Source organism: Microbulbifer yueqingensis, assembly GCF_900100355.1.
GTDB lineage: Bacteria > Pseudomonadota > Gammaproteobacteria > Pseudomonadales > Cellvibrionaceae > Microbulbifer > Microbulbifer yueqingensis.
In genome coordinates this window covers 385,823-408,254 of the sequence record NZ_FNFH01000003.1, presented here as the reverse complement: position 1 = coordinate 408,254, position 22,432 = coordinate 385,823, and the positions used below count along the sequence as shown (strand labels likewise).

Genomic DNA, 22,432 nt, shown 5'->3' with positions numbered 1-22,432 from the left:
TGCTTGCAGGCGAACAAACCACCTACAGAGCACCCGTAGGAGCTTGCTTGCAAGCGAATGTTTCGAAGCTCGAACCGCTCGCCTGCAAGCAGGCTCCTACAACCACAAAAAACACTCATGCGAGACTCTTTAATGACCTTCGCACCCCAAATCAAAATCCCCGCCACCTACATGCGCGGCGGCACCAGCAAGGGCGTCTTCTTCCGCCTGCAGGACCTCCCGGAAGCCGCCCAGGTACCGGGAAAAGCCCGCGACAACCTGCTGCTGCGCGTAATCGGCAGCCCCGATCCCTACGGCAAGCAGACCGACGGCATGGGCGGCGCCACCTCCAGCACCAGCAAGACCGTGATCCTGTCGAAAAGCGAACAGCCCGGCCACGACGTGGACTACCTGTTCGGCCAGGTGGCCATCGACAAGCCATTCGTGGACTGGTCCGGCAACTGCGGCAACCTCACCGCCGCCGTGGGAGCCTTCGCCATCAACAGCGGCTTCGTCGATGCCGAACGCATCCCGGACAACGGCACCTGCACCGTGCGTATCTGGCAGGCCAATATCAAGAAGACCATCATCGCCCAGGTGCCCATCACCAATGGGGAAGTACAAGAGACCGGCGATTTCGAGCTGGACGGCGTCACCTTCCCGGCGGCCGAAGTCCAGGTCGAATTCATGGACCCGGCCGACGGCGACGGGGCCATGTTCCCCACCGGCAACCTGGTGGATGACCTGGAGGTGCCGGGCGTTGGTACCCTGAAAGCCACCATGATCAACGCCGGCATCCCCACCATTTTCGTCAACGCCGACGAGATTGGGTACGTGGGTACCGAGTTGCAGGAAGCCATCAACGGTGACGACAAGGCCCTCGCCATGTTCGAAACCATCCGGGCGCATGGCGCGGTCAAGATGGGCCTGATCAGCAATGTGGAAGAAGCCGCCAGCCGCCAGCATACCCCCAAAGTCGCCTTCGTGGCGGAACCAAAGGACTATGTGGCTTCCAGCGGCAAGAAGGTCGCCGCAGGCGATATCGACCTGCTGGTGCGTGCCCTGTCCATGGGCAAACTGCACCACGCCATGATGGGCACCGCCGCCGTCGCCATCGGTACTGCTGCCGCGATCCCCGGTACCCTGGTGAATCTGGCCGCGGGGGGAGGGGAGCACAATGCCGTGACCTTTGGCCATCCGTCCGGGACCCTGCGGCTTGGGGCGGAGGCGGAGGTGGTCAACGGACAGTGGACGGCTACCAAGGCCATTATGAGTCGTAGTGCGCGGATTTTGATGGAAGGTTGGGTGCGGGTGCCGGGCGATACCTTCTGAGCCGAAGGTCGCTAGATTTCTTGGCTTGCTCTATTCGCTGTTACGTTTTCTTGTAATGGCCTGTTAAGGGAGGCGATAGCCTCCCTGACACATCTTCTAAATCTCCAGATGGCTATTGCGTGTCCGGTAAATAGCCAAAGTCCTGTTCATATCCCGAATATCACGAGACGCGTCATCTGTCAGTAGAGAAATACTTCTAAGCCATTGACTTTAATAGAAAGCTTAATATGATCATGATACGTCAATCAGTAAGATGAGTATTGACGCGTCGCGTTTTTACATCGATATGATGGCTTGATTGTATTTCAACCTATTGAAAGATTTAGTTCGTCTCCATTTTGGAAGAGGGCGTGCCTCGTGCATAGACGACAGCTGGATATATAGACGCGTCTTTTGAATAAACTGTTAGGCGGCCACTGAGGAAAAATGGATAAATACATTGCTCTAGTGGTTTACGGTTGCATAGTCGGAGGGAAGGCCTCTGACTCGGTAGATATCCAAGTTCGGATATTTGATTCGACTTCTATCAAGGATGTTGATGCTACTCTAAAGGCTGAGCAACCGAATGAGTATAGGAATGAATTCGATCAGCTAGTTTCCTGGCCCCTTGCGACCATTTTGGATATCCAACCATTGGAGAAGAGTTTCGAATCTGGAGACGAAATTGCTGGAGCCATTACAGACCTGGAATGGCTCTCAGAGTTTCTCCCCAAAGGTAACGCCTAACAAGCGGCTGTTATTGCCCCTGAGGGGCCGGGACGGCCTTTCCGCGGCTTCGCCGCTCCAAGTCCGCCCCAAAGCCGGGCGTTAGGCCAAAAATGAAATCGAGCGATATATGACGGATCAACTACAAAGAATGATGAAAAAGCTCGAAGGTGATGGGCCGATAGAGAAGCACATATTGCTTCTTAAGCTTACCGAAGCTCTAGAAAATGCACCAGATTTCGGTGACAAGCCAATCATGGACGCGGCTTCACCTCAACGACAGTGGCTATCAAAGGTTGGCGCATTACTGTCAAGATTAAGTATTGAGAGAAAGGTACAATTCAAATCTAGTTTTACTACGCTGATTCAATACTGGGAACCCGCCATTGTCCAAATTCAAGGGCAGGTCCTTGATGCGATGGAGGAAATAAAGCTAGAGCTTGAACTCGAAGATAGAAGTGATATTGGTAGCGCTTATGCGCCAGGCGATGTCTACAGATTCTTTGCTGACCTTAAAGAAGTAATTGCCTCTGCAGAATCTGAGATCATGATTATTGATCCATATTTTAATGGTGAGGCATTTGATGCCTATCTCGCTTCAGCGAACACTGAACTAAGTATCCAAATACTCGCTGATCGTTATTCCAAAGACATCAATACTTATATTCAAAAGCATTCGTCTCAGTTTCAAACTCATATTGAATTAAGGCGTAGCAAAGAATTGCATGACCGCATTATATTCATAGATCATGATGTGGCGTGGATCATGGGGGGGTCAATAAAAGATGCAGGTAAAAAAGCAACGTACTTGATCCCTCTGCAAACCCCAATTGCTCTTGCAAAAAAGCAGATCTACCAAGAAATATGGAGCAATTCTAAGGAGGTAGAATGCAGCGCCTAACAAAGCGCTATTGCCAGCCTGGGACAGCTTGCTGCGCAGCCCGCCCTAAAGCTTGACGTTATGCTCGAAATTGGGACATCGCAATAGTGATAGGAAAAGAAGCTGTAGATATTTCTCCCGAGCAATTCGAACTTCAAGTCAAAGATTGGATTTCCGGTTCGGTACAAAACCTTGAAAACTTTGAAGTTAGCCATTTAAATACTTTAAATGGTGATAGTGGAGAGTACGAGATAGATGTTACTGCTGAATTCACTGTGTTTGGCGGAGCAAAGATTAAAGTGTTAATTGAGTGCAAAAGGTACAGTGGCGCAGTAAAGCGTGATGTGATTATGGTTTTAGAATCCAAGTTACGAGACTCAAATGCCCATAAAGGTATGGTTTTCTCCACATCAGGGTTTCAACGTGGTGCAATCGAATACGCGACAAAAAGGGGAATTGCAACAATAACAATTCAGAATGGCAATACAAATTTTGTAACAAGGTCTGCTGAAAGCGGTCCTTCGGTTACGCCTCCCTGGGTAAAAACATCGGAATTTATAGGTTGGTTTGTAACTTTAAATGAAGACGAGCGTCAGTGTTTTAGCCTGGTTGAATCTGGCCGGTTAGAACCATTGCTTGAGTGGTGCACCCAGGAGTTAGCATAAGAAGACTGCAGCCTGACCGCTTACTTCGCGCACCTGTTGCGCGGTCGCTGTTGCCCCCATTTTCGCGCAAAAGATGGACAGTAAGCTGCGGCTGATCGCGGCGTTATATGTGAAAGGTATCCTGATAGATGCAGCTTGACGAAATAACGATAAAGAATTCCGGCTGGACGTGGGACAGGCTGAGAGAGGCTAGGAAGCACAACTACCAGGTAGGCGAAGAATCCATTACCGACTTTCTTGTTCTCAATTTAAAGAAGTGGGGCAAAGGAAAAATTGTTGTTGATACGTTTACTCGGCACAAAGAAGCGGTCAATGGTTCTGATTGGGAGTGGTGGTTTACAGGTTCCAGCGGAAAATGGCTCGGGATGCGTGTGCAAGCAAAAGTGCTCAAGCTAAAGTCTGAAAAATATGAGCATCTTCACCATAGCAACAAGAGCGGGAAACAAGTTGATCTTCTCATAAAGGATGCTAATAAGAACGGTCTCATTCCACTGTATTGCATGTATTCAAACTGGAAGCCCGGAGATTATCAGACAAGTTGGAAATGTAAAACTTATAAGTCCAGCGTTCGTCATTATGGGACGGCAATACTTAATCCAATCGTCGTTAAGCGACTCCAAAAGAAAGGAGAAAATCACCTTAAGAACGTAATTGGTTCCTTAAGGCCGATGCATTGCATATTCTGCTGCTCAGGATTCTCTGGGGGGGACCTCCCTGTGAGAGCTCTAGGATGGTTAGAGGGAGCCGGCCTTCTATCAGGACAAGAAGTCGAAGCGGATGAAGGCACCGATAGATACGTCCTCAAAGACTCTCCGCCATACTACGTTAAGCAAATGCTAGAGCGCGAGAGTCAAGCTGATTTTATCGATATTCAGGATGAGAGGCTTATGCGTGTAACAGTATTCAGACAATTGAATGAAGAAAATATATAACAAGGCCAGTCGGAGGGGTCACCGCACTGCGTGCTCCGGCTCCTGCGTATATTGGAGTCAGAATAAAATGTCGGCGCTCTATGCCACTGTGATTTCGGCTGTCAAAACCTTACTCTGACCCGAATGTTTCTCTTTTCGCTCATTAGAACAATCACTTTGCCGCGTTGATGTCGAATACTGACCATAAGATTAGTTGATGTTGGCATAGCCTGTAGTTGCATATCGTCGTTTCGCTCCGGCCTGACCAAATATGAGCTGAGGCATTAGATTGTAGGAGGATTATGAAAAGGATAAATGCTGAAATCCTTCAGCCGGGGGATATTGTTCTTACGACGACTACGAAGAAAGACAGTGGATTGATCCGCAAGGTCACTCGCAGTGATATATCTCATGCGATGGTTTGCGTAGCCTATGGTTCAGTCATTGATTCGACTGGAGAGGGCGTGCAGGCGAGGAATATCCAAAAGCTTTTCTACGAAGATGAATGTGCAATCTATGCCTTGAGATCAAAGGCGCCGCTTTCCCGGGTTCAAGCAGAGAGTATCGTTAATTATGCAAGAGCCTCCACGGGAACACGTTATACAAAAATTGAGGCGGCTAAATCAATAGCGCCTACGATTTCAGAAAAAGGTAGTGTCAAGCAGTATTGCTCAAGAATGGTAGCGAGAGCCTATGCATCCGCAGGTATCATTTTGGTGAAGAACCCCGATTTCTGCACGCCTAATGATATTAAGAGCTCTAAGAAATTAATTCAGATTGATAACCCATGGGTTCCAGTCTTAGCTGATGAGCTCAATGTGGCTGCGGGGATATGTGATACAACAGAAGGGATGCGAGAAAAGACCAATAGGCTGCTTACAGCTATACGAGCTTTAAATTCGAACGTCGAAAGTCTTAATGATATAGATAGTCTGGTGATCCAGCGGGAAGATCTCGATAAATTAATTGCTAATGCGTTTCGTTCTTCAGGATATCTCGAGCATTGGAAAGAGGAGCTTTCGCGCTTTCCATGGAGATACGATCCAGTATTGATTGTCCAGTTTTATCACTCGCTTACAGACCCTGAAGAGCTGCTTGATTATTGTCGCGCCACGTTGAGAGACGATGAAAACGGTGTTTTTGCTCATTGGGAGACTAACGCGGGGGGTTATGGCGAGATGAATCGTGCGTACCCGCGTGAAACATTCCGCTTGTTGAGTGATTTATATCTCCGGCTATGTCTAAATCATAAGCGGCGTGTGAAAGCGGCACGAGTTTTGATTCAATTATACGGAAAAAATGATTCGTTGTAGCTTGACTAATTATCGCGGCCTAATGAGCCGATGCAGGCTGAGCTGGTTACGCTAACCCAGTGATTGGGGCATTATGTCGTATGGAGGATGGGGACTTATTTTGGAATACAGGTTGATAATTGGAGACGAAATTACCACTGAAAATGGGGTTAGGGGTCGCGTGGTATCTTTAGCCGCGGATATGATAGTTATTGAAGCGGAAAACGGTAAACTTCATTATTTGAAAGGCCAGCCGCAACTGACTTTGAACACTAAATTTACCACTGAAAGTGATGCCTTAATTCATGCAGTGCAAGCGGTAAAAAAATCGCATTGTCAATTTTGTGGAAAAGCAAAGCTTTATTCTCTCGAGTTACTAGATAAAGAGCTATTAGAAAGCCTGTTTCCGAAACGCGGAGAGCTGTGCTTCAAAGGGGTTGTAAACTTTCTTGGTGGTGAATATTCTTCTTGTTGTTACCATTTGCTCCCCCAGATTGAGGGCTCCTTTAACAAAATACTACACGATGAAGGGCTTCTATCATTAGGTGAGGGATTCCCGAGATGGAGAGCGCAACACCCCGGAGAGGATTTTCGTAACAAACCATGCAAAAATGTTGTTCATGCTATTAAGGGCGCAGAAGCTTCAGAGAAGCTTAGCAAATTGAGCCATGTTCGTTCTTGGTTAGGGGATGACAATATCGCTGCTTTAAGGGGGCTCAGAAATAAGCTATTGCATGGTTCATTAACCATGGTTTCGGCGCATGATGCAGCATTAGTAGTTACTATGATCCAATGCATTAAGCATGGCCTCGAGGGTGAGACATAGCTATGATCTGACCCTTTTTTCCTTGCTCAGTTCTCCTTTGCCCTAAATAGGCCGCTAGCGCCCTCTCGTCGAGCTCTGTCGATATGCTGGTATCTGTGCATTTATCCAGTAGAATGGCGCAAATTTCCAACCCAACCCAACCCAACCCAACCCAGTACAGCCTCTTGCCTCAAGGTTTTCTCCTAATAAATGGCGTCAGATCAACATTATGACACCCATTAGCACCCACTGAGTTTTCCATTCATTAGTCTATGGCCATAGCAATTGCCGCGCCTCGGGCCTGCAGGGATTCCGCAGCATGTTACACAGCGGGGTAACAACCGGCAGGTTTGCTTCTGTTCAGGACAGGACATGATCGCCTACGCCTGTTGGCTAAAACAGTATGCAAAGGAATTCGATATTCAGGTACATGCCTGGGTGTTGATGACCAATCACGTCCACCTGCTGGTAACCTCCCAGTCTGATCAGGGTGTTAGCAGGATGATGCAGGCCCTTGGGCGTATTTATGTGCGTTACTTCAACCGGGAGTATGGTCCAGCTATGGCTGCAATGGGCTGGGCAGGTCATCCAGCCTGCTTATACCTCATATGCAGTATCTGGCGCTCGGTCGCTACCCGAAGCAGCGCCAGGAGCGCTACTGGGCCCTGTTCCGCCATGCGCTGGATGCACGCCCGCTCTCGACAAGCTCCGGGGTGCCCTGAACAGGGGCTTGGCGCTGGGTAATGACCAGCACAAGGCGCAAATCGAGGAACAGTTTGCCCGGCGGGTGACGCAAGCTCCGCTGGGTCAGCCGCGCATCGCTTTGCCGTGAATGTTGGTTTTCCTGCCACAATGTTGATCTGACCCCATTGAGGAGATTCAGCGGCGATTCAGTTGTGCCGGGTTAAAAAGCAGGTGTGAATCCAAGGAAAACGCACCATGCGCCAAGTCCCATACCGATTACTCGCCGCTCTCACCATCACTTTGACGCTCGGTGGCTGTGTCACCTACCCAGCTACGCCGGTGTTCGTCGAGAAAACCTATGTCCGGAAGGCTACTCCGGTCTACTCCTATTCAGTGATGACCGATCCCGGCTATCGCTACTACGACGATATACTCGGCGTTTACGTGTTCTACGACCGTAGCGACGTTTTCTATCGACAGGGGCGTTACTATCGTTGGTATCAGGACCACTGGATCAGTGCCAGTCACTGGCGTGGCCCCTGGTATCCGGCCCCGAATCTGTATATCTCGGGAAGCTTCAATGACCGCTGGCATACGCGCTTGCGCCGCCATGGCCATCGCTATGCCGGAGGGCACCACCCCAGACCGCCGCGCCGGCACGGTCATGACGACGGATATAATCGGCGGGACTGGCATGACAGCAACGGGCATCGAGATGATCGCTGGGAGAAGGGTCAGGATCAACGCGAGAAGGGCCGGGATCGTCGTGAGAAGGGCTGGGATCGTCGTGAAAAGCGCCAGGATCAACACGAGAAGGGCTGGGATCGTCGTGAGAAGGGCTGGGATCGTCGTGAGAAGGGCTGGGATCGTCGTGAGAAGGGCTGGGATCGTCGTGAGAAGGGCTGGGATCGTCGTGAGAAGGGCCGGGATCAACGTGAGAAGGGCCAGAATCGTCGTGAAGAGCGCCAGCATCGTGGCCGAGGCGGTGAACATGGGTTTGCTGGCACAGCCGAGCCAAAGCGGCGGGAGTCTGCGATGGATAACCGGAGCTGGGATCGCGGTAATGAACGCCGGAAGCCACATCGGAATCCAAGTCGGGACGAGCGCGCAGTTAAACTCGCGGACAAGCCCACCGGCATTCGCGGCCCACGAGTTGTTCCTGTATTAGAGCACCCGGCAACTGATCGCCGCACGGTGCGCGACAGGCCCAAGCCAAAGACCCAGCACGGGCAGCCCCAGCGCCAGCGCCAGCGTAATGCGCCAAATGATCGGCGCAATACTGCCGTGAAGCCAGCTCCGCGCCAGGAGCGCGGGCAACCGAAGAACGAGCAACCAAAGAAAAAGAAACGGGAAAAGGAAAAAAAGTCCAAAAAGAAAACGGATAGGCGCGATCAGAAACGCCTGGTGCGTGAGCCTTAACCGCCGCTCCAATGAAGCACGCCGTCGGATCGATTGAGCTGTCTTAAAATGGGGGTAGATCAACATTATGGCGTTAATTGGAGTGGGGGCGCTTTTCCCTCTCACCCCTGGCTTGGGTGGGCTTCCAGACCCTGCTCGTCCAGTTCTGGTGATTGCTGACGCCTGTGCATTTATCCAGTAGAATGGCGCCCATCACCAACCCAAGCCTCAACCCGGATCAGCCACTTGCCCCAGGGATTTCTCCTCACCCGCCACAGCTTTGACCAGCGCGGCAGTACCTGCATCCACTACTGGCTGGCCACGCCAGAGGGCCCGGTCAAGCTGGTCATTGAAGGAGAGCGCCCGGTCTTTATGGTGAAGGTGGCAGACCGCCCCCAGGTGACAGAGGCGCTGGCCGGCGTGCCCTGTGACTGGCAGCAGCTGGGCTTCCAGACCTTTGGCCGCGAGGAGGCGGCCATGCTGTATTTCCCCACCATCGACGCCCACCGCCGGGCACAGGCCCTGTTGCACAATCGCGGCATCGAGGTATTTGAAGCGGATTTCCGTCTCCACGACCGTTACCTGATGGAGCGCTTTGCCCGGGGTGGCCTCTACTTTGAAGGTGTGGCCCGGGCAAGGGACGGCTATACGGAATATCGCCTGGTGCGCCTCAAGGGCGCCGAGGTGCAGCCGGACTTCAAGGTGGTTTCCCTGGACGTGGAGTGCTCCGGCCAGGGTGAGATGTATTCCATCGGTCTCTACGGTGATGGGGTGGAAGAGGTGCTAATGGTGGGGCCAATGCAGGCGCAGGGCGCCGACACCACCATCCATTGGGTGGATGACGAACGGGTCCTGCTCAAGGCCCTGGAGGCCAGGATCCAATGCCTGGACCCGGATGTCATCATCGGCTGGGCGGTGGTGGACTTTGATTTCCGGCTGTTGCTGAAACGGGCCGGGCGCCATGGCCTGCGCCTGAAGCTGGGGCGCGGTGGCACCGAGGCCCGCTGGCGGGATGGCCGGGAAGGCAGCCAGGGCTTCGTGACGCTGCCGGGCCGGGTGGTGCTGGACGGCATCGACGGACTGAAGAACGCCACCTACAACTTTGAAAGCTTCAGCCTGGAGTTCGTGGCCCAGACCCTACTGGGCCGGGGCAAGGACACCGAAGACGTGGACAACCGCCTGGCGGTGATTGAACACGACTTTCGCCATAACAAACCCAAGCTGGCCGCCTACAACCTGGAAGACTGCCGCCTGGTCTGGGATATCTTCCAGCACACCCGCTTGCTGGATTACCTGCGCCTGCGGGCCCAGCTCACGGGCCTGGAGCTCGACCGCAGCGGCGGCTCGGTGGCGGCCTTCACCAACCTCTACCTGCCCAGGCTGCACCGCAGCCGCTATGTGGCGCCCAACCTGCCGGCCGACGGCGGCCTGGCCAGCCCGGGCGGCTATGTGATGGACTCCCGGCCGGGCCTTTACGACAACGTGCTGGTGCTGGACTTCAAGAGCCTGTATCCCAGCATTATCCGCACCTTCAAGATCGACCCCATGGGCCTGATTGAGGGATTGGCTGAGGCGGCGGGCGAGGGCGCAGAAGAGGGAGCGGAAGAGGGCACGGCGGATGACCGGGCGGATGAAACCAGCATCCCCGGTTTTCGCGGCGCGCGCTTTTCCCGTGACGAGCACTTCCTGCCGGACATCATTACCAATCTCTGGGCCCAGCGGGACATCGCCAAGCAGGAGCAGGATGCCGCCCGCTCCCAGGCCATCAAGATCATCATGAACTCTTTCTACGGGGTACTCGGAAGTGGGGGCTGCCGTTTTTACGACACGCGCCTGGCCAGCTCCATCACCCTGCGCGGTCACGAGATCATGCAGCAGACGGCCCGCTGGATCGAGGAGCTGGGTCACCAGGTCATCTACGGCGACACCGATTCAACCTTTGTCTGGCTGAGCGGCCGACCCACTGTTGAAGATGCGGATGCGATCGGCAAGGGCCTGGCCAGCGAGATCAACACGCGCTGGCGGCACAAACTCAAGCAAGAGCTGGCGCTGGAATGCGAACTGGAGATGGAATTCGAAACCCACTACCAGCGCTTCCTGATGCCCACCATTCGCGGCTCGGAGGCCGGCTCCAAGAAGCGCTATGCGGGCCTGGTGGTGAGCGGGGATGAGGAAAAGCTGGTCTTCAAGGGCCTGGAAACCGTGCGCAGCGACTGGACGCCCCTGGCCAAACAGTTCCAGACCCGACTTTACGGGATGGTGTTTCACGGCGAGGATCCGTCCGACTATATCCGCGAGACGGTGGAGAGGACCCGGGCCGGGGACATGGACGAGCAGCTGGTGTATCGCAAGCGGCTCAGGCGCAAGCTGGAGCAATACGTAAAAAACGTGCCACCCCATGTGCGCGCAGCGCGAATGGCCGATGAGCACCGCCGCCAGCAGGGGCTGTCGCCCCGCTACCAGAAGAAGGGCTGGATTCGCTACGTGATCACCCTCAATGGCCCGGAGCCAGTGGATTACCGCCAGTCACCGATTGATTACCAGCACTATATCGACCGGCAGCTCAAGCCGGTGGCCGATGCCATATTGCCATTCATAGAGCTGGATTTTGACAGCCTGGTGGATGGCCAGCTGGGGCTGTTCGGAGTGACCGATTGAGCATCAGAATGTTGGGGGGCAGGGAAAAATACTGGAGCTCTATGACTTTTTTATATTGGCATCAGCTAGCGCTGGCCACACCAGCCCCGCCCGTATACTCACCAGCAGGATGACGAGCGACATTTCTAGGGCCAGAAAGATTCCAATGGGGTGGCCCGGTACTCCTCTTACAAGCAGGTAGACCAGATAGGCTGTAGCAACCAGGTTGCCCACCAGGGTGGCGGTAAGCGCGTAGCCGCGGGCTTGCCAGAGCGGCTTGCTGAGCAGGATGTTCAACACGGCGGTACCGGCGAGCGTCACCCCGGGCAACATCAGCAGCAGGCGGCGGGGCAGGGCAGTATCCTCACTTATCATCTGCCCCCAGACAGCGGAAAAATGGCCGTAGGCGCCCAGGGTGAGCAGGGCACCCAGCAGCACCGCACCGACAGCCGCGAGGCTATACAGGGAATTGCGCTGCAGATCTTGCCTTGAATCAGAAACCGACATCGCGCCCTCCGGCGGTGGCCAGGCCGCATTCGTAGGCGAACACCACGGCCTGGGCCCGGTCGCGCAAGCCCAGCTTGGAGAGCACGCTGGATACGTGGGTCTTGACGGTGGCCGGGCCAATAAACAGGGTTTCGGCGATCTCGACATTGCTCTTGCCATGGGCGATGGCTGCCAATACCTCGCGCTCCCGCGTGGTCAGGCGCTCCAGGCGTTCGGCCAGGTTGCGGCCGGTGCCCATCTTCTGCGCGAACTGGCTGATCAGGCGGCGGGTGATACCGGGGGCGAGCATGGCACCACCATCGGCAACGGTGCGCACCGCTTCCACCAGCGATTCCGGCGGAATGTCCTTCAGCATAAAACCACTGGCGCCCGCCTGCAGCGCACGAAACACATACTCATCGGGATCGAAGGTGGTCAGGATGATGACCCGGCAGGGGGTGTCACTGGCTTCGGCTGCCTCCCCGGCTTTTAAGATCTGCGCGGTGGCTTCCAGCCCGTCCATCTCGGGCATGCGGATATCCATCAGGATGATATCCGGTTGATGCTCCCGTGCCGCTTCTATTGCCTCGATGCCGGTGCCGGCCTCGGCCACCACCTCAATATCGGACTCGTTATCCAGCACCAGGGCAAAGCCGCGCCGCACCAGCGCCTGGTCGTCCACCACCATCACTCGTATCATTAATTCCCCCTCTCCATGGTGGGCAGTTGTGCGGTCACTTCAAAGCCACCGCCTTCGGCGGGGCCGGCATTGAGCCAGCCGCCGAGCAGTTCCGCGCGTTCGCGCATGCCGGCGATGCCGTGCCCACAGCCGCCTTGCTCTCCGCTTTGCTCCTGAGAGCGTCGCGGGTCTGTCTCACCTGGGCCCTGGCCGTCATCGCGCACACAGATGGCGAGATGGTCCGCTTCGGCGTTCACGCTGACACGGACGCTGGCCGCGGCACCCACGTGCTTGATGACGTTGGTCAGTGATTCCTGCACGATCCGGTAGGCGGCAAGGGCGACCCTGGCAGGCACATCGTCGAGCTCGCCGTGGGTGGCATAGTCCACCCTGGCCACCACCTCCCGGACCTTGTCGATCAGGGCGGGCAGGTCCGCCAGTCCCGGCTGCGGGGCGAGGGCGGCCGCATCACTGGCCGGGCGCAGTACGCCGAGCAGGTGGCGCATCTCCGTCAGCGCCTGGCGGCCCGCGGCCTCCACCGAGGCCATGGCCTCACTGGCCGCCTCCGGGTTATTGCGGCCGATGGTCCGTGCGGCACCGGCCTGGACCGTCATCAGGCTCACCTGGTGCGCCACCACGTCGTGCATCTCGCGGGCGATCCGGGTGCGCTCGGCCGCGACAGCCCGCTCGGACTCCGCGTTGCGCTCCCGCTCCAGGTACCGGGCACGCTCTCCCATCAAGCGCAGGTACTCGCCGCGAAAGCGCAACCGGCGGCCGGTATACCACAGTGCCCACGCCAGCATCACTGCCACGGTGCCTCCGGCCGTGGGCCTGACCAGCACCCTCTCGTCGATCAACACAAAAGCCAGCGTCGCGAGCATCGCGATCCAGCTGGCCCGGGTGTTGGCCTCATAGCGCCCAAGGCTGTAAAGCGAAAACGCCAGGGCAACGATGCCCTCGGCCGGCAAGCCCAGCTCCAGCATCAGCGTGGCCCCGAGAATAACGGCCTGCACCTGCCAGGGGTGGGTGCGGCGCCACAGCAGGGCGAAACAGCCGATGAAGGCGCACTGGAAAGCGGCGACATCCCAAATGCTTTGCAGGGCCAGCACCTGGTGCGCGTCATCCCGCGACCACATCAGCAGCGTCAGCAAAAAGGCGAACAGGGCGATCAGCAGGTCGGTCAGCTGCGGCCAGCGCTCGAATGGCCCGCGGATGGGCTGCCAGACCGGAAGCTTCGGTAACTCGGGGCTAGCATCAGATGCAATCGATGCCTGGTGGGTGGGGGACGGCGATTTCATTCTTGCATGCTAAACCAGGCCCTTCGGGCTGTCATGGGACTTATGGGGGAGGGCACAGCAGGGGGCCTCCCCCTTTTGGGGGAGGCCGGATTCCTGCCTGTGGCGGATGTGCAGGGGTTATAAAAGGCCGACCATGCCCGGCAGGCACATTCAGGCCAGGCCTGCGAGGACCACACGGGAGAAAAGTATGTCGTGCGTCCCGCTTTATCAATGCATGGAGAACAACGATGAACAATGCTGTACTCAGCCCCACACTGCTGCGCCCATTCGATGCCCGGCGGGCCGTCAATCTATCGGTAAAGACCTGGTTTTGCATAGCGGCGATTGGCCACGGGATATTCCTGGCCTACATCCTCGCCGTGTTCTATCCGCCCATTGCCCAGTCCGGGCTGCACGGCCTGCAGGGGCTGCACCTGCCCGCGGGTTTTCGCGAGGGCGATACCCTGGGCAACCTGTCAGCGGTGGCCCACGTCCTGCTGGCCGCGATAGTGATCGGCGGCGGTCCCTTGCAGCTGGTACCTGCCGTGCGCCGGCACGCACCCAACTTCCATCGTTGGCTGGGACGCAGCTACCTGCTGGCTGCCGTCATCAGCAGTGTCGGCGGGCTGTATATGACCTGGACCCGTCACACCATTGGCGACCTGGTGTCCCAGGTCACCATCTCCATCGACGGCATACTGATCCTGGTATTTGGGTTCCTGGCAGTGCGCAACGCCATGGCCGGCCGCTTTGCCGAGCACCGGCGCTGGGCCCTGCGCCTGTTTATGGCTGCCAGCGCGGTATGGTTCTTTCGTGTGGCCCTGATGGGGTGGGCGATGCTGACCGGTGGGTGGGGAGTCGACTGGGACTCCTTCACCGGCCCCTTTCTGTACGCCCTGGGGTTTGGCCAGTACCTGCTACCCCTGGCCATGCTGGAATGGTATTTCCACTGCCAGAAGCGCGAAGCCGGGCAGGGCGCACAGCTGGCCTTTGTCGGAGCTATGGTCCCGCTCACGGCCTTTATGGCCATTGGTATCTTTGCTGCGACCATGGGTATGTGGTTGCCGCGGATGTAGCCCGGTAACCGTTCGCTGCGCCATAGCGCCCGGCTCCAAGATGTGGCTTTGCAGGTGTAGAATCCCCGCCAGTATCAGCCATCAATGGAGCACAAGCGCATGAACACGACGCCTAAAGCCTATCCCATTGGCACCCCCGGCACGCCCTGGGGCGACGCGGAGCGGGCCGAGTGGTTGTCACGCCAGGCCCGCCAGCGCAGTTATAAAGAAGAAGTGGTGAGCGCAATCGAGGGCCTGCGCCCGCGCTTCGACGTGGAAGAATACGGCCGCCTGGAATACGGCGACGAACGCTTTCCGCTGCTGGCGATCCGCAGCCGAGACTGGAACGACGACCTGCCGGTGGTGCTGGTGACGGGCGGTGTGCACGGCTACGAAACCAGTGGCGTGCACGGTGCGCTGCAGTTCGTGGATCAGCATGCCGCGGAGTACGCGGACCGCGTCAACCTGCTGGTCGCGCCCTGTGTCAGCCCCTGGGGCTATGAGCATATCCAGCGCTGGAACGCCAAGGCAGTCGACCCGAACCGCTCCTTCTACGATGACAGCCCCGCCCAGGAGTCAGCGGCGCTGATGCGGCTGGTGGCGCCGGTCCGCGACCGTGTGCTGATGCACATCGACCTGCACGAGACCACCGATACCGACGAAAGCGAGTTCCGCCCCGCGCTGGCTGCCCGCGATGGCAAGCCGTTCACGCCGGGCGGGATTCCCGATGGCTTCTACCTGGTGGACGACAGCGAGAGCCCGCAGCCCGAATTCCAGCAGGCGGTGATCGCGGCGGTGGAGCAGGTTACCCATATCGCCCCGGCCGATGACAATGGCGAGATCATCGGCTCGCCGGTGGTCGCGCGGGGTGTCATCCAGTACCCGCTGAAAAAGCTGGGCCTTTGTGCCAGCATCACCAATGCCCCCTACAAGACCACCACCGAGGTCTACCCCGACAGCCCACGCGCGACCCCCGAGCAATGCAATGCCGCCCAGGCGGCCGCGGTGTGTGCGGCGGTCGACTACGCGCTGGCACACCGGTAAGAAGGCGTGTTGCGCGTTGGCGGCGACGCGCTCTAACGGAAGGTGATGCCGGAGGTCACGAAACCGTGACCTCCGCATTCAGCGTTATCGACGACTTGAGGGAATTTGTCACCAGGCAACTCGCCTCAGACTTTTCCAGCAGCTTGTACGCCTTGTTCGTATCGGTGCCTTCTGGCACCTGCAACTTGGCGTTCACCTCGAAAGCGGTGAAGCAGGGTGTGCGTTCGACCTTGTCCAGAACGCCGGTGACGCTGCATTCCAGTGATGTCCATTCAAGCTTGGAAAACTTGGCAATGGCGCGGAACGTCAAAATGAAACAGTCCGCCACGGAAGCTACCAACAGGTCTTCCGGTGACCAGCGGTCGCCGGGCCCGCCGAACTGGGCCGGTGCCGCAGAGGGGAGGGGCTCCAGCCCTTCAGCAGTCAGGGTGATTTCACTTTCACTCGCCGCACTGGCGGCCACTTTGTACTCGTGGGGAAATGCGTCCACGAAACCTCCTACAATCAGGTCATTGATTTATGCCGGGTAGACTCGTCGTCTCTCTGCGGCTATTCACGGCAGTGCATAACGCGAGGGATATTGTCACCGCGAACACCTGACGCCTCATGGCTGTTCATTAATCAGTGGTTGAAGAGAAACGCCGCATGAACGGTACCGTCAGACAAAACGCCCGTCCTGATTAGGATCAAGTCATCCAGAAATAAAGGGGACCAGGCCGCCCGCGACGGCAAGCCGTTCGAAGCGGCGGGATTCCGGATGGCTTCTACCTGGTGGACGACAGCGAGAACGCGCAGCCCGGGTTCCAGCAGGCGGTGATCGCGGCCGGGGAGAAGGTCACCCATATCGCCCCGGCCGATGACAACGGCGAGACCATTGGCTCGTCGGTGGTGGTCGCACGGGGTGTCATCCAGTACCCGCTCAAGCAGCTGGGCCTTTATGCCAGTATCACCAGCGCCCCCCGCACCACCCGGGAGCAGTGCAATACTGCCCAGTCCGTCGCGGTGTGTGCGGCGATCGACTACGCGCTGGCGCACCGGTAATATGGCTGAGAGTTGGCGGCTGCAGGCCGAGCGCGGCCCGACCCGGCCAGCGGACCGCCTCCGCCAACGATCAGAGCAGAAGCATGAAAGTACCCAAGAGATTACAACCGCTGGTCGACGACGGCATGATCGACGAGGTCATCGCCCAGTTGATGAGCGGTAAGGAAGCGCAGGTGTATGTGGTGCGCTGTGGCGACGGCTTGCGCTGTGCCAAGGTCTTCAAGGAGGCCAGGCAGCGCAGCTTCAAGCAGGCGGTGCAGTACCAGGAAGGCCGCAAGGGGCGCAACAGCCGCCGTGCCCGGGCGATGTCGAAGAAGACCCGCTACGGCCAGAAGGAGCAGGAACAGGCCTGGCTGAGTGCCGAGGTCGATGCCCTGTATCGGCTGGCATCGGCCGGCGTGCGCGTCCCCCGGCCATACGGCTTCGTTGACGGTGTGCTGCTGATGGAGCTGGTGGCCGACGACGAGGGCTATGCCGCCCCGCGGCTGGATGACGTCACGCTGACCCCGGAGCAGGCCCGGGATTACCACGGCCAGGTGATAGCCGACGTGGTGCGCATGCTGTGTGCCGGCCTGGTGCATGGTGACCTTTCCGAGTTCAATGTGCTGCTGGACCGCGACAGCCCGGTCATCATCGATTTGCCCCAGGCGGTGGATGCCGCCGGCAACAACAACGCCGCCATGATGCTGGAGCGCGATGTCAACAATATGCGGGCCTATTTCGGCCGCTTTGCCCCGGAGCTATTGACCACCGATTACGGCAAGGAAATCTGGGCCCTTTATGAGGCGGGTGAACTGCACCCGGACAGCCGCCTTACCGGGCATTTCGAGCATGACACGACCAGCGTCGATGTCGGGGACCTGATGGACGTCATCGATGATGTGCTTGAAGAAGAGGCCGAGCGCCTGGCACCGGCCTGGGAAGGATCATAGGCCGCGATAGCGTCCCTCGAGAAAAATTCACAATAAGGCAAAAACTCTATGGCTACCCTGGGCACTCCGTTCTCTTCTACCGCGACCCGCGTGCTGCTCTGCGGCGCCGGCGAACTGGGCAAGGAAGTTGTAATCGAGCTGCAGCGCCTCGGCTGCGAGGTCATTGCGGTGGACCGCTACGCCAACGCCCCGGCGATGCAGGTGGCCGACCGCAGCCATGTGATCAATATGCTCGATGGTGATGCACTGCGCGGCGTGATTGAACAGGAGCAGCCCCACCTGGTGGTGCCGGAAATCGAAGCCATTGCCACCGACGCCCTGGCCAAGCTGGAAGGGGAGGGGGTCAATATTATCCCCACGGCGCGGGCCACCCAGTTGACCATGAACCGCGAAGGCATCCGCCGGCTGGCGGCGGAAACCCTGGGGCTTCCCACCTCCCGCTACCGGTTTGCTGCCGGTGAGGCCGAATTCAAAGCCGCGATCGACGAGATAGGCATTCCCTGCCTGGTGAAACCGATCATGAGTTCATCGGGCAAGGGCCAGAGCCTGGTGCGCGATGCCGCACAGGTTGAGGAAGCCTGGGCCTACGCACAGGAGGGCGGTCGCGCCGGCAAGGGCAAGGTGATTGTCGAGGGTTTTGTCGACTTCGATTACGAGATCACCCTGCTGACCATTCGCCACGATGACGGCAATGGCAACATTGTTACCAGCTTCTGCGCGCCCATTGGCCACCGCCAGGCCGATGGGGATTACCAGGAATCGTGGCAGCCGCAGGCGATGTCGGCAGCGGCGTTGGGCCGCGCGCAGGAGATTGCCAAAGCGGTGACCGACAACCTGGGTGGCCGCGGCCTGTTTGGCGTGGAGTTGTTTGTCAAAGGCGATGAGGTGATTTTCAGTGAAGTCTCGCCGCGGCCACACGACACCGGCCTGGTGACCCTGATCTCGCAGGATCTCTCCGAGTTTGCCCTGCATGCCCGGGCGATTCTCGGGCTGCCCATTCCCAATATCCAGCTGCACCGCGCATCCGCCTCGTCGGTGCTATTGGTGGAGGGCGATTCCACCCAGATGCAGTTCGGCAACCTGAGTGCGGCGCTCTCCCGCCCCGATACCCAGCTGCGCCTGTTCGGCAAACCGGAAGTCGCCGGCAAGCGCCGCCTGGGTGTCGCCCTGGCGCGGGCCGATGATATCGAAACTGCGCGCAACACCGCCAATGCGGTGATTGCCGATATCGAGGTAAAGCTGTAGCGGCAATAGCAGCCGCCAGCTTCAGTGCTCTGAACCTGCGCCTGGTCACCCATATCGCCCCGGCCGACGACAAACAACGAGGTCATCGGCTCGCCGTTGGTCGCGCGTGGCGTGATCGAATACCCGCTCAAAATGCTGGGCCTGTGCGCCAGCATCACCGTCCCCTGGACCACCACCGAGGTCTACCCCGACAGCCCCCGTGCCACGCCCGGACAATGTAATTCCGCGCAGGCCGTCGCCGTGTGCGCGGCGATCGAGTACGTGCTGGCCCACCGGTAGGGAGCGGGCACTGGGCTAAACTCCAGTAGTTTTTGGCATCGCCGCTCCCGCCAGGTCGGCCTCGTGGGGCGTACCCACCTTGCCGTTCACCCGCATGAGCACTGGGACCGGATCAGGAATGGCGGCATTGTCGACAGAAATACTCCGGAGGAGTGAAGCCATGCCTGGAAGGAAACTGGTGTCGTCTGTCTTCGCTTTGGCAGCTGCGGTCGCCGTGGCGCAGGACAATACGCCGCTTGGCGAGTTCGTCGATGGGTTCCCGCTGGACCTCGAGAAGCAGACGCGAAAAGCCGATTACAACGAACTGTTCCGGGGTGGCGATCCTTCCGCCTATTTCAACATGCGTGCGTCGGAATTCATGCCGACGGCCATACTCCCGTCGCGGCCGGGTGTGATGCCCCTGGGTAGCAAGCCGATGCCAGAGGTCGGCAAAGTGAAAGCGGAGATGACTTCTGAGAGTAAACTCAAAGGGCCGCTAACGCTGGACGAATTCCTGCAGAAGTCCGATGGGGCCCAGGCGTTTCTGGTGGTTCACAAGGGCAACATCGTCTACGAAAAGTATCCGCGGATGCGACCCGCGGATTATCACCTCTGGATGTCTTCGGCCAAACCGACTGCCAGCCTGGTCATCGACCAACTAATCAGTGAGGGCAAAATCGATGAAGGCGCGCCAATCACAAAGTACCTGACCGACTTCAAGGGCACCGACTGGGACGGTGTCACCACCGGCGATGTGCTGGATATGGCCACCGGCATGGACCTTGAGGATACGTCTGAATCCCGCTTCGATCCCGACAACATTGCCCGCCGTGTGTATGAAGCCGAGTTTGGTTTTCCGAATGAAACCAGGGGCGTCGAGAAACTGCGCGACGTACTTAGGAGTACACCGAAAAAAGAAGAGCCCGGCCTGGCATTCGAGTATGCCTCGGGGCTGACACAAATGCTGGTGTTGCTGGCCGAGGAGGTGGAAGGCGAGCGCTGGCCGCAGCTCTTCGATCGCCGTGTCTGGTCGAAGGTTGGCGCCGAGGGCGTGTTGCAAATTCACCTGACGCCGGACGGCATTGCAGCGGCGCACGGGCTGGTGTCGAGCAACCTGAGAGACTTCGCCCGCTTCGGCATGCTTTACACGCCGAGCTGGGACAAGATCGCCGTCGAAAAGGTTGTTTCGGACGAGATCCTCGATCGCATTCGCAACGAGGTACGCACGCATGAGTTTGTCATGGCGGGGTTCGACGGTCCGGTGTTCGCCGATTACCTCGGCTCGGACGACTTCATCGCCAACAGCCGCCAGTGGGACGTCATCTGGCCCGACGGGGATATGTGGAAAGGCGGCCTGATGACCCAGGGCCTCTACGTATCTCCCTCGCGGGACCTCGTGATCGTTTACTTCAACGTCAGCAATGACGACCACTCAGGCCACCGCTTTGCACGCCCGATCGCGACCTCCGGCCTGTTCGACGCGAAAAAACCTGCACAAGCGCCGCCGAAATCCAACTGATCACTCCGCTGTCAAGCGACGCCGCTGCGCGACAGGGCAGGTCGGCAAGCACAGGCAACGCAATCAACCGATGAGGTAGGAATACTGTAATGGCCGGAAACGTCGAGCAGAATATCCGCCCGGACTACGACCGTGTTATCCAGGATATCGCTGACTATGTCCTGGATTACGAAATCGAGTCGGAGGAAGCCTGGGATACGGCACGCTATTGCCTGATGGACTCAATTGGCTGTGGCCTGCTGGCGCTGGGCTTCCCCGAGTGCACCAAGCTGCTGGGGCCGGTCGTCGACGGTACCCAGGTGCCGCACGGGGCGCGGGTGCCCGGAACACGCCTCAGCCTGGACCCGGTCAAGGCGGCCTGGGATATCGGCTGTATTGTCCGCTGGCTGGATTACAACGATACCTGGCTGGCGGCGGAGTGGGGCCACCCGTCGGACAACCTGGGTGCAATCCTCGCGGTGGCGGACCACCTGTCCCGGCAAAATGTTGCGCAGGGGAGGGAGTCACTGAGGATGCGCGATGTACTGGATGCCATGATCCGTGCCCATGAGATTCAGGGCGTGCTGGCGCTGGAGAATAGCTTCAACCGCGTCGGACTGGATCACGTGTTGATTGTGCGCGTCGCATCCACGGCTGTGGCCGCAAAGCTGATGGGCGGCGACCGCGAGCAGGTGATGGCGGCGTTATCCCATGCCTGGGCGGACGGCGGGGCGCTGCGCACATACCGGCACGCCCCCAATGCCGGCTCGCGCAAGTCCTGGGCCGCGGGCGATGCCACCAGTCGCGGGGTCAGGCTGGCCGACATCGCCATGCGCGGCGAGATGGGCATTCCCGGGGTGCTCACGGCGAAACAGTGGGGCTTTTACGATGTGCTGTTCAGCAAGACGAATGCCGACCAGAAGGTAAAGGCTGAAGAGAAGCGGTCTTTCAGGTTCCCGCAGGACTACGGCACCTATGTGATGGAAAACATCCTGTTCAAGATCTCGTTTCCCGCCGAGTTCCACAGCCAGACCGCCTGCGAGGCGGCGGTGAGCCTGCACCCCCAGGTACGGGACCGCCTCGACGAGATCGACCGGGTGGTAATCAGCACGCACGAGTCGGCAATCCGCATCATCTCCAAGGAGGGCCCACTGGCCAACTCCGCCGACCGGGATCACTGCCTGCAGTATATGACCGCGGTACCACTGCTTTTCGGTGACCTGCGCGCAGAGCACTACGAGGACGGCTTCCACGAGGCGCACCCAGAGATCGACAGGTTGCGAGAAAAGATGCAGGTAATGGAGGAACCTCGCTATTCGGCCGATTACCTGGACCCGGCGAAGCGTTCCATTGCCAACGCGGTGCAGGTGTTCTTCAAGGACGGCACTGCCACCGATAAAGTCGAGGTGGAATACCCCATCGGCCATCGCCGGCGGCGGGAAGAGGGCATACCCCTGCTGGAGGAAAAATTCAGGGCCAACCTGGCCACGCGCTATCCCAAGTCGCGCTGTGACGAGCTGTTTGCCCTCTGCAGCGACCGGGAGTCCCTGGAGCAGATGCCGGTCTGCGAGTTCATGGATTGCCTGGTGATCTAGGCCGGGGGGACGCCGGGCCCGCTCAGCCCCAAAA

Annotated in this window: 21 protein-coding genes and 1 pseudogene; 18 read left to right on the top strand and 4 right to left on the bottom strand. The window is 58.1% G+C overall.

Going from position 1 to position 22,432, the window contains the following annotated elements:
• Positions 1-132 precede the first annotated feature (132 nt).
• The 10 genes and pseudogenes from prpF (at position 133) to BLT26_RS08940 (ending at position 11,309) form a co-directional block, all read left to right on the top strand.
• Positions 133-1,311 carry a 2-methylaconitate cis-trans isomerase PrpF gene (prpF, locus tag BLT26_RS08985; protein ID WP_091512346.1) on the top strand — a complete coding sequence of 393 codons (1,179 nt, stop codon included), beginning with the start codon at positions 133-135 and terminating at the stop codon, positions 1,309-1,311.
• A gap of 426 nt (positions 1,312-1,737) precedes the next feature.
• Complete coding sequence (locus BLT26_RS08980) at positions 1,738-2,037, top strand: DUF4288 domain-containing protein (RefSeq protein ID WP_091512343.1); 300 nt, start codon at positions 1,738-1,740, stop codon at positions 2,035-2,037.
• A gap of 109 nt (positions 2,038-2,146) precedes the next feature.
• A complete protein-coding gene (locus BLT26_RS08975) occupies positions 2,147-2,917 on the top strand; it encodes a hypothetical protein (protein ID WP_091512340.1) in 771 nt (256 codons plus the stop codon).
• Positions 2,918-3,003: 86 nt separating this feature from the next.
• Positions 3,004-3,561, top strand: coding sequence for a restriction endonuclease (locus BLT26_RS08970; protein WP_175453070.1), 558 nt, complete (start codon positions 3,004-3,006; stop codon positions 3,559-3,561).
• A 128-nt stretch (positions 3,562-3,689) separates the two neighbouring features.
• Positions 3,690-4,493, top strand: coding sequence for a DUF6615 family protein (locus tag BLT26_RS08965; protein ID WP_091512333.1), 804 nt, complete (start codon positions 3,690-3,692; stop codon positions 4,491-4,493).
• Positions 4,494-4,774: 281 nt separating this feature from the next.
• Positions 4,775-5,785 carry a YiiX/YebB-like N1pC/P60 family cysteine hydrolase gene (locus BLT26_RS08960; protein WP_091512329.1) on the top strand — a complete coding sequence of 337 codons (1,011 nt, stop codon included), beginning with the start codon at positions 4,775-4,777 and terminating at the stop codon, positions 5,783-5,785.
• Between the two features lie 112 nt (positions 5,786-5,897).
• A complete protein-coding gene (locus tag BLT26_RS16270) occupies positions 5,898-6,590 on the top strand; it encodes a hypothetical protein (protein WP_139169455.1) in 693 nt (230 codons plus the stop codon).
• 351 nt (positions 6,591-6,941) lie between these two features.
• A pseudogene (locus BLT26_RS16615) lies at positions 6,942-7,076 on the top strand (transposase); the annotation flags it as partial.
• Between the two features lie 432 nt (positions 7,077-7,508).
• Positions 7,509-8,672, top strand: coding sequence for a hypothetical protein (locus BLT26_RS16265; protein ID WP_139169453.1), 1,164 nt, complete (start codon positions 7,509-7,511; stop codon positions 8,670-8,672).
• A gap of 225 nt (positions 8,673-8,897) precedes the next feature.
• Positions 8,898-11,309 (top strand): DNA polymerase II, encoded by a 2,412-nt coding sequence (locus BLT26_RS08940; RefSeq protein ID WP_091512317.1) that lies wholly within the window; start codon positions 8,898-8,900, stop codon positions 11,307-11,309.
• A gap of 39 nt (positions 11,310-11,348) precedes the next feature.
• Here BLT26_RS08940 and BLT26_RS08935 read toward each other — a convergent pair whose 3' ends face one another.
• Genes BLT26_RS08935 through BLT26_RS08925 form a run of 3 tightly spaced genes read right to left on the bottom strand, consistent with a single transcriptional unit; the run spans position 11,349 to position 13,751 of the window.
• A complete protein-coding gene (locus BLT26_RS08935) occupies positions 11,349-11,795 on the bottom strand; it encodes a hypothetical protein (protein WP_091512313.1) in 447 nt (148 codons plus the stop codon).
• The gene (locus BLT26_RS08930) at positions 11,782-12,474 is read right to left on the bottom strand and encodes a response regulator (protein ID WP_091512310.1); all 693 of its coding nucleotides are present in this window, start codon (positions 12,472-12,474) and stop codon (positions 11,782-11,784) included. Before BLT26_RS08930 ends, BLT26_RS08935 begins: the two co-directional genes overlap by 14 nt.
• On the bottom strand, positions 12,474-13,751 hold the full coding sequence (locus BLT26_RS08925) for a sensor histidine kinase (protein ID WP_091512306.1): 1,278 nt from the start codon (positions 13,749-13,751) through the stop codon (positions 12,474-12,476). The genes BLT26_RS08930 and BLT26_RS08925 overlap by 1 nt, the downstream gene beginning before the upstream one ends.
• A 227-nt stretch (positions 13,752-13,978) precedes the next feature.
• Here BLT26_RS08925 and BLT26_RS08920 point away from each other — a divergent pair, with 227 nt between their 5' ends.
• Together BLT26_RS08920 and BLT26_RS08915 are read left to right on the top strand one after the other, a co-directional pair.
• On the top strand, positions 13,979-14,806 hold the full coding sequence (locus tag BLT26_RS08920) for a DUF2306 domain-containing protein (RefSeq protein ID WP_091512302.1): 828 nt from the start codon (positions 13,979-13,981) through the stop codon (positions 14,804-14,806).
• Positions 14,807-14,905: 99 nt separating this feature from the next.
• Complete coding sequence (locus BLT26_RS08915) at positions 14,906-15,829, top strand: M14 family metallopeptidase (protein WP_091513344.1); 924 nt, start codon at positions 14,906-14,908, stop codon at positions 15,827-15,829.
• A 55-nt stretch (positions 15,830-15,884) separates the two neighbouring features.
• Here BLT26_RS08915 and BLT26_RS08910 read toward each other — a convergent pair whose 3' ends face one another.
• Positions 15,885-16,319, bottom strand: coding sequence for an OsmC family protein (locus tag BLT26_RS08910; RefSeq protein ID WP_091512299.1), 435 nt, complete (start codon positions 16,317-16,319; stop codon positions 15,885-15,887).
• A gap of 281 nt (positions 16,320-16,600) precedes the next feature.
• On the opposite strand from BLT26_RS08910, the gene BLT26_RS08905 reads away from it, so the two are divergent.
• The 6 genes from BLT26_RS08905 (at position 16,601) to prpD (ending at position 22,398) form a co-directional block, all read left to right on the top strand.
• Positions 16,601-16,870, top strand: coding sequence for a hypothetical protein (locus BLT26_RS08905; protein ID WP_217631409.1), 270 nt, complete (start codon positions 16,601-16,603; stop codon positions 16,868-16,870).
• 83 nt (positions 16,871-16,953) lie between these two features.
• Positions 16,954-17,802 carry a PA4780 family RIO1-like protein kinase gene (locus tag BLT26_RS08900; RefSeq protein WP_091512295.1) on the top strand — a complete coding sequence of 283 codons (849 nt, stop codon included), beginning with the start codon at positions 16,954-16,956 and terminating at the stop codon, positions 17,800-17,802.
• Between the two features lie 48 nt (positions 17,803-17,850).
• A complete protein-coding gene (gene purT / locus BLT26_RS08895; protein ID WP_091512291.1) occupies positions 17,851-19,047 on the top strand; it encodes a formate-dependent phosphoribosylglycinamide formyltransferase in 1,197 nt (398 codons plus the stop codon).
• A 111-nt stretch (positions 19,048-19,158) separates the two neighbouring features.
• Entirely contained in the window at positions 19,159-19,326 is a 168-nt protein-coding gene (locus tag BLT26_RS08890) for a hypothetical protein (RefSeq protein ID WP_217631408.1), read from the top strand.
• 160 nt (positions 19,327-19,486) lie between these two features.
• Positions 19,487-20,824, top strand: a complete 1,338-nt coding sequence (locus BLT26_RS08885; RefSeq protein WP_175453069.1) for a serine hydrolase domain-containing protein — start codon at positions 19,487-19,489, stop codon at positions 20,822-20,824.
• A gap of 89 nt (positions 20,825-20,913) precedes the next feature.
• Entirely contained in the window at positions 20,914-22,398 is a 1,485-nt protein-coding gene (prpD, locus tag BLT26_RS08880; RefSeq protein WP_091512284.1) for a 2-methylcitrate dehydratase, read from the top strand.
• Positions 22,399-22,432: the final 34 nt, after the last annotated feature.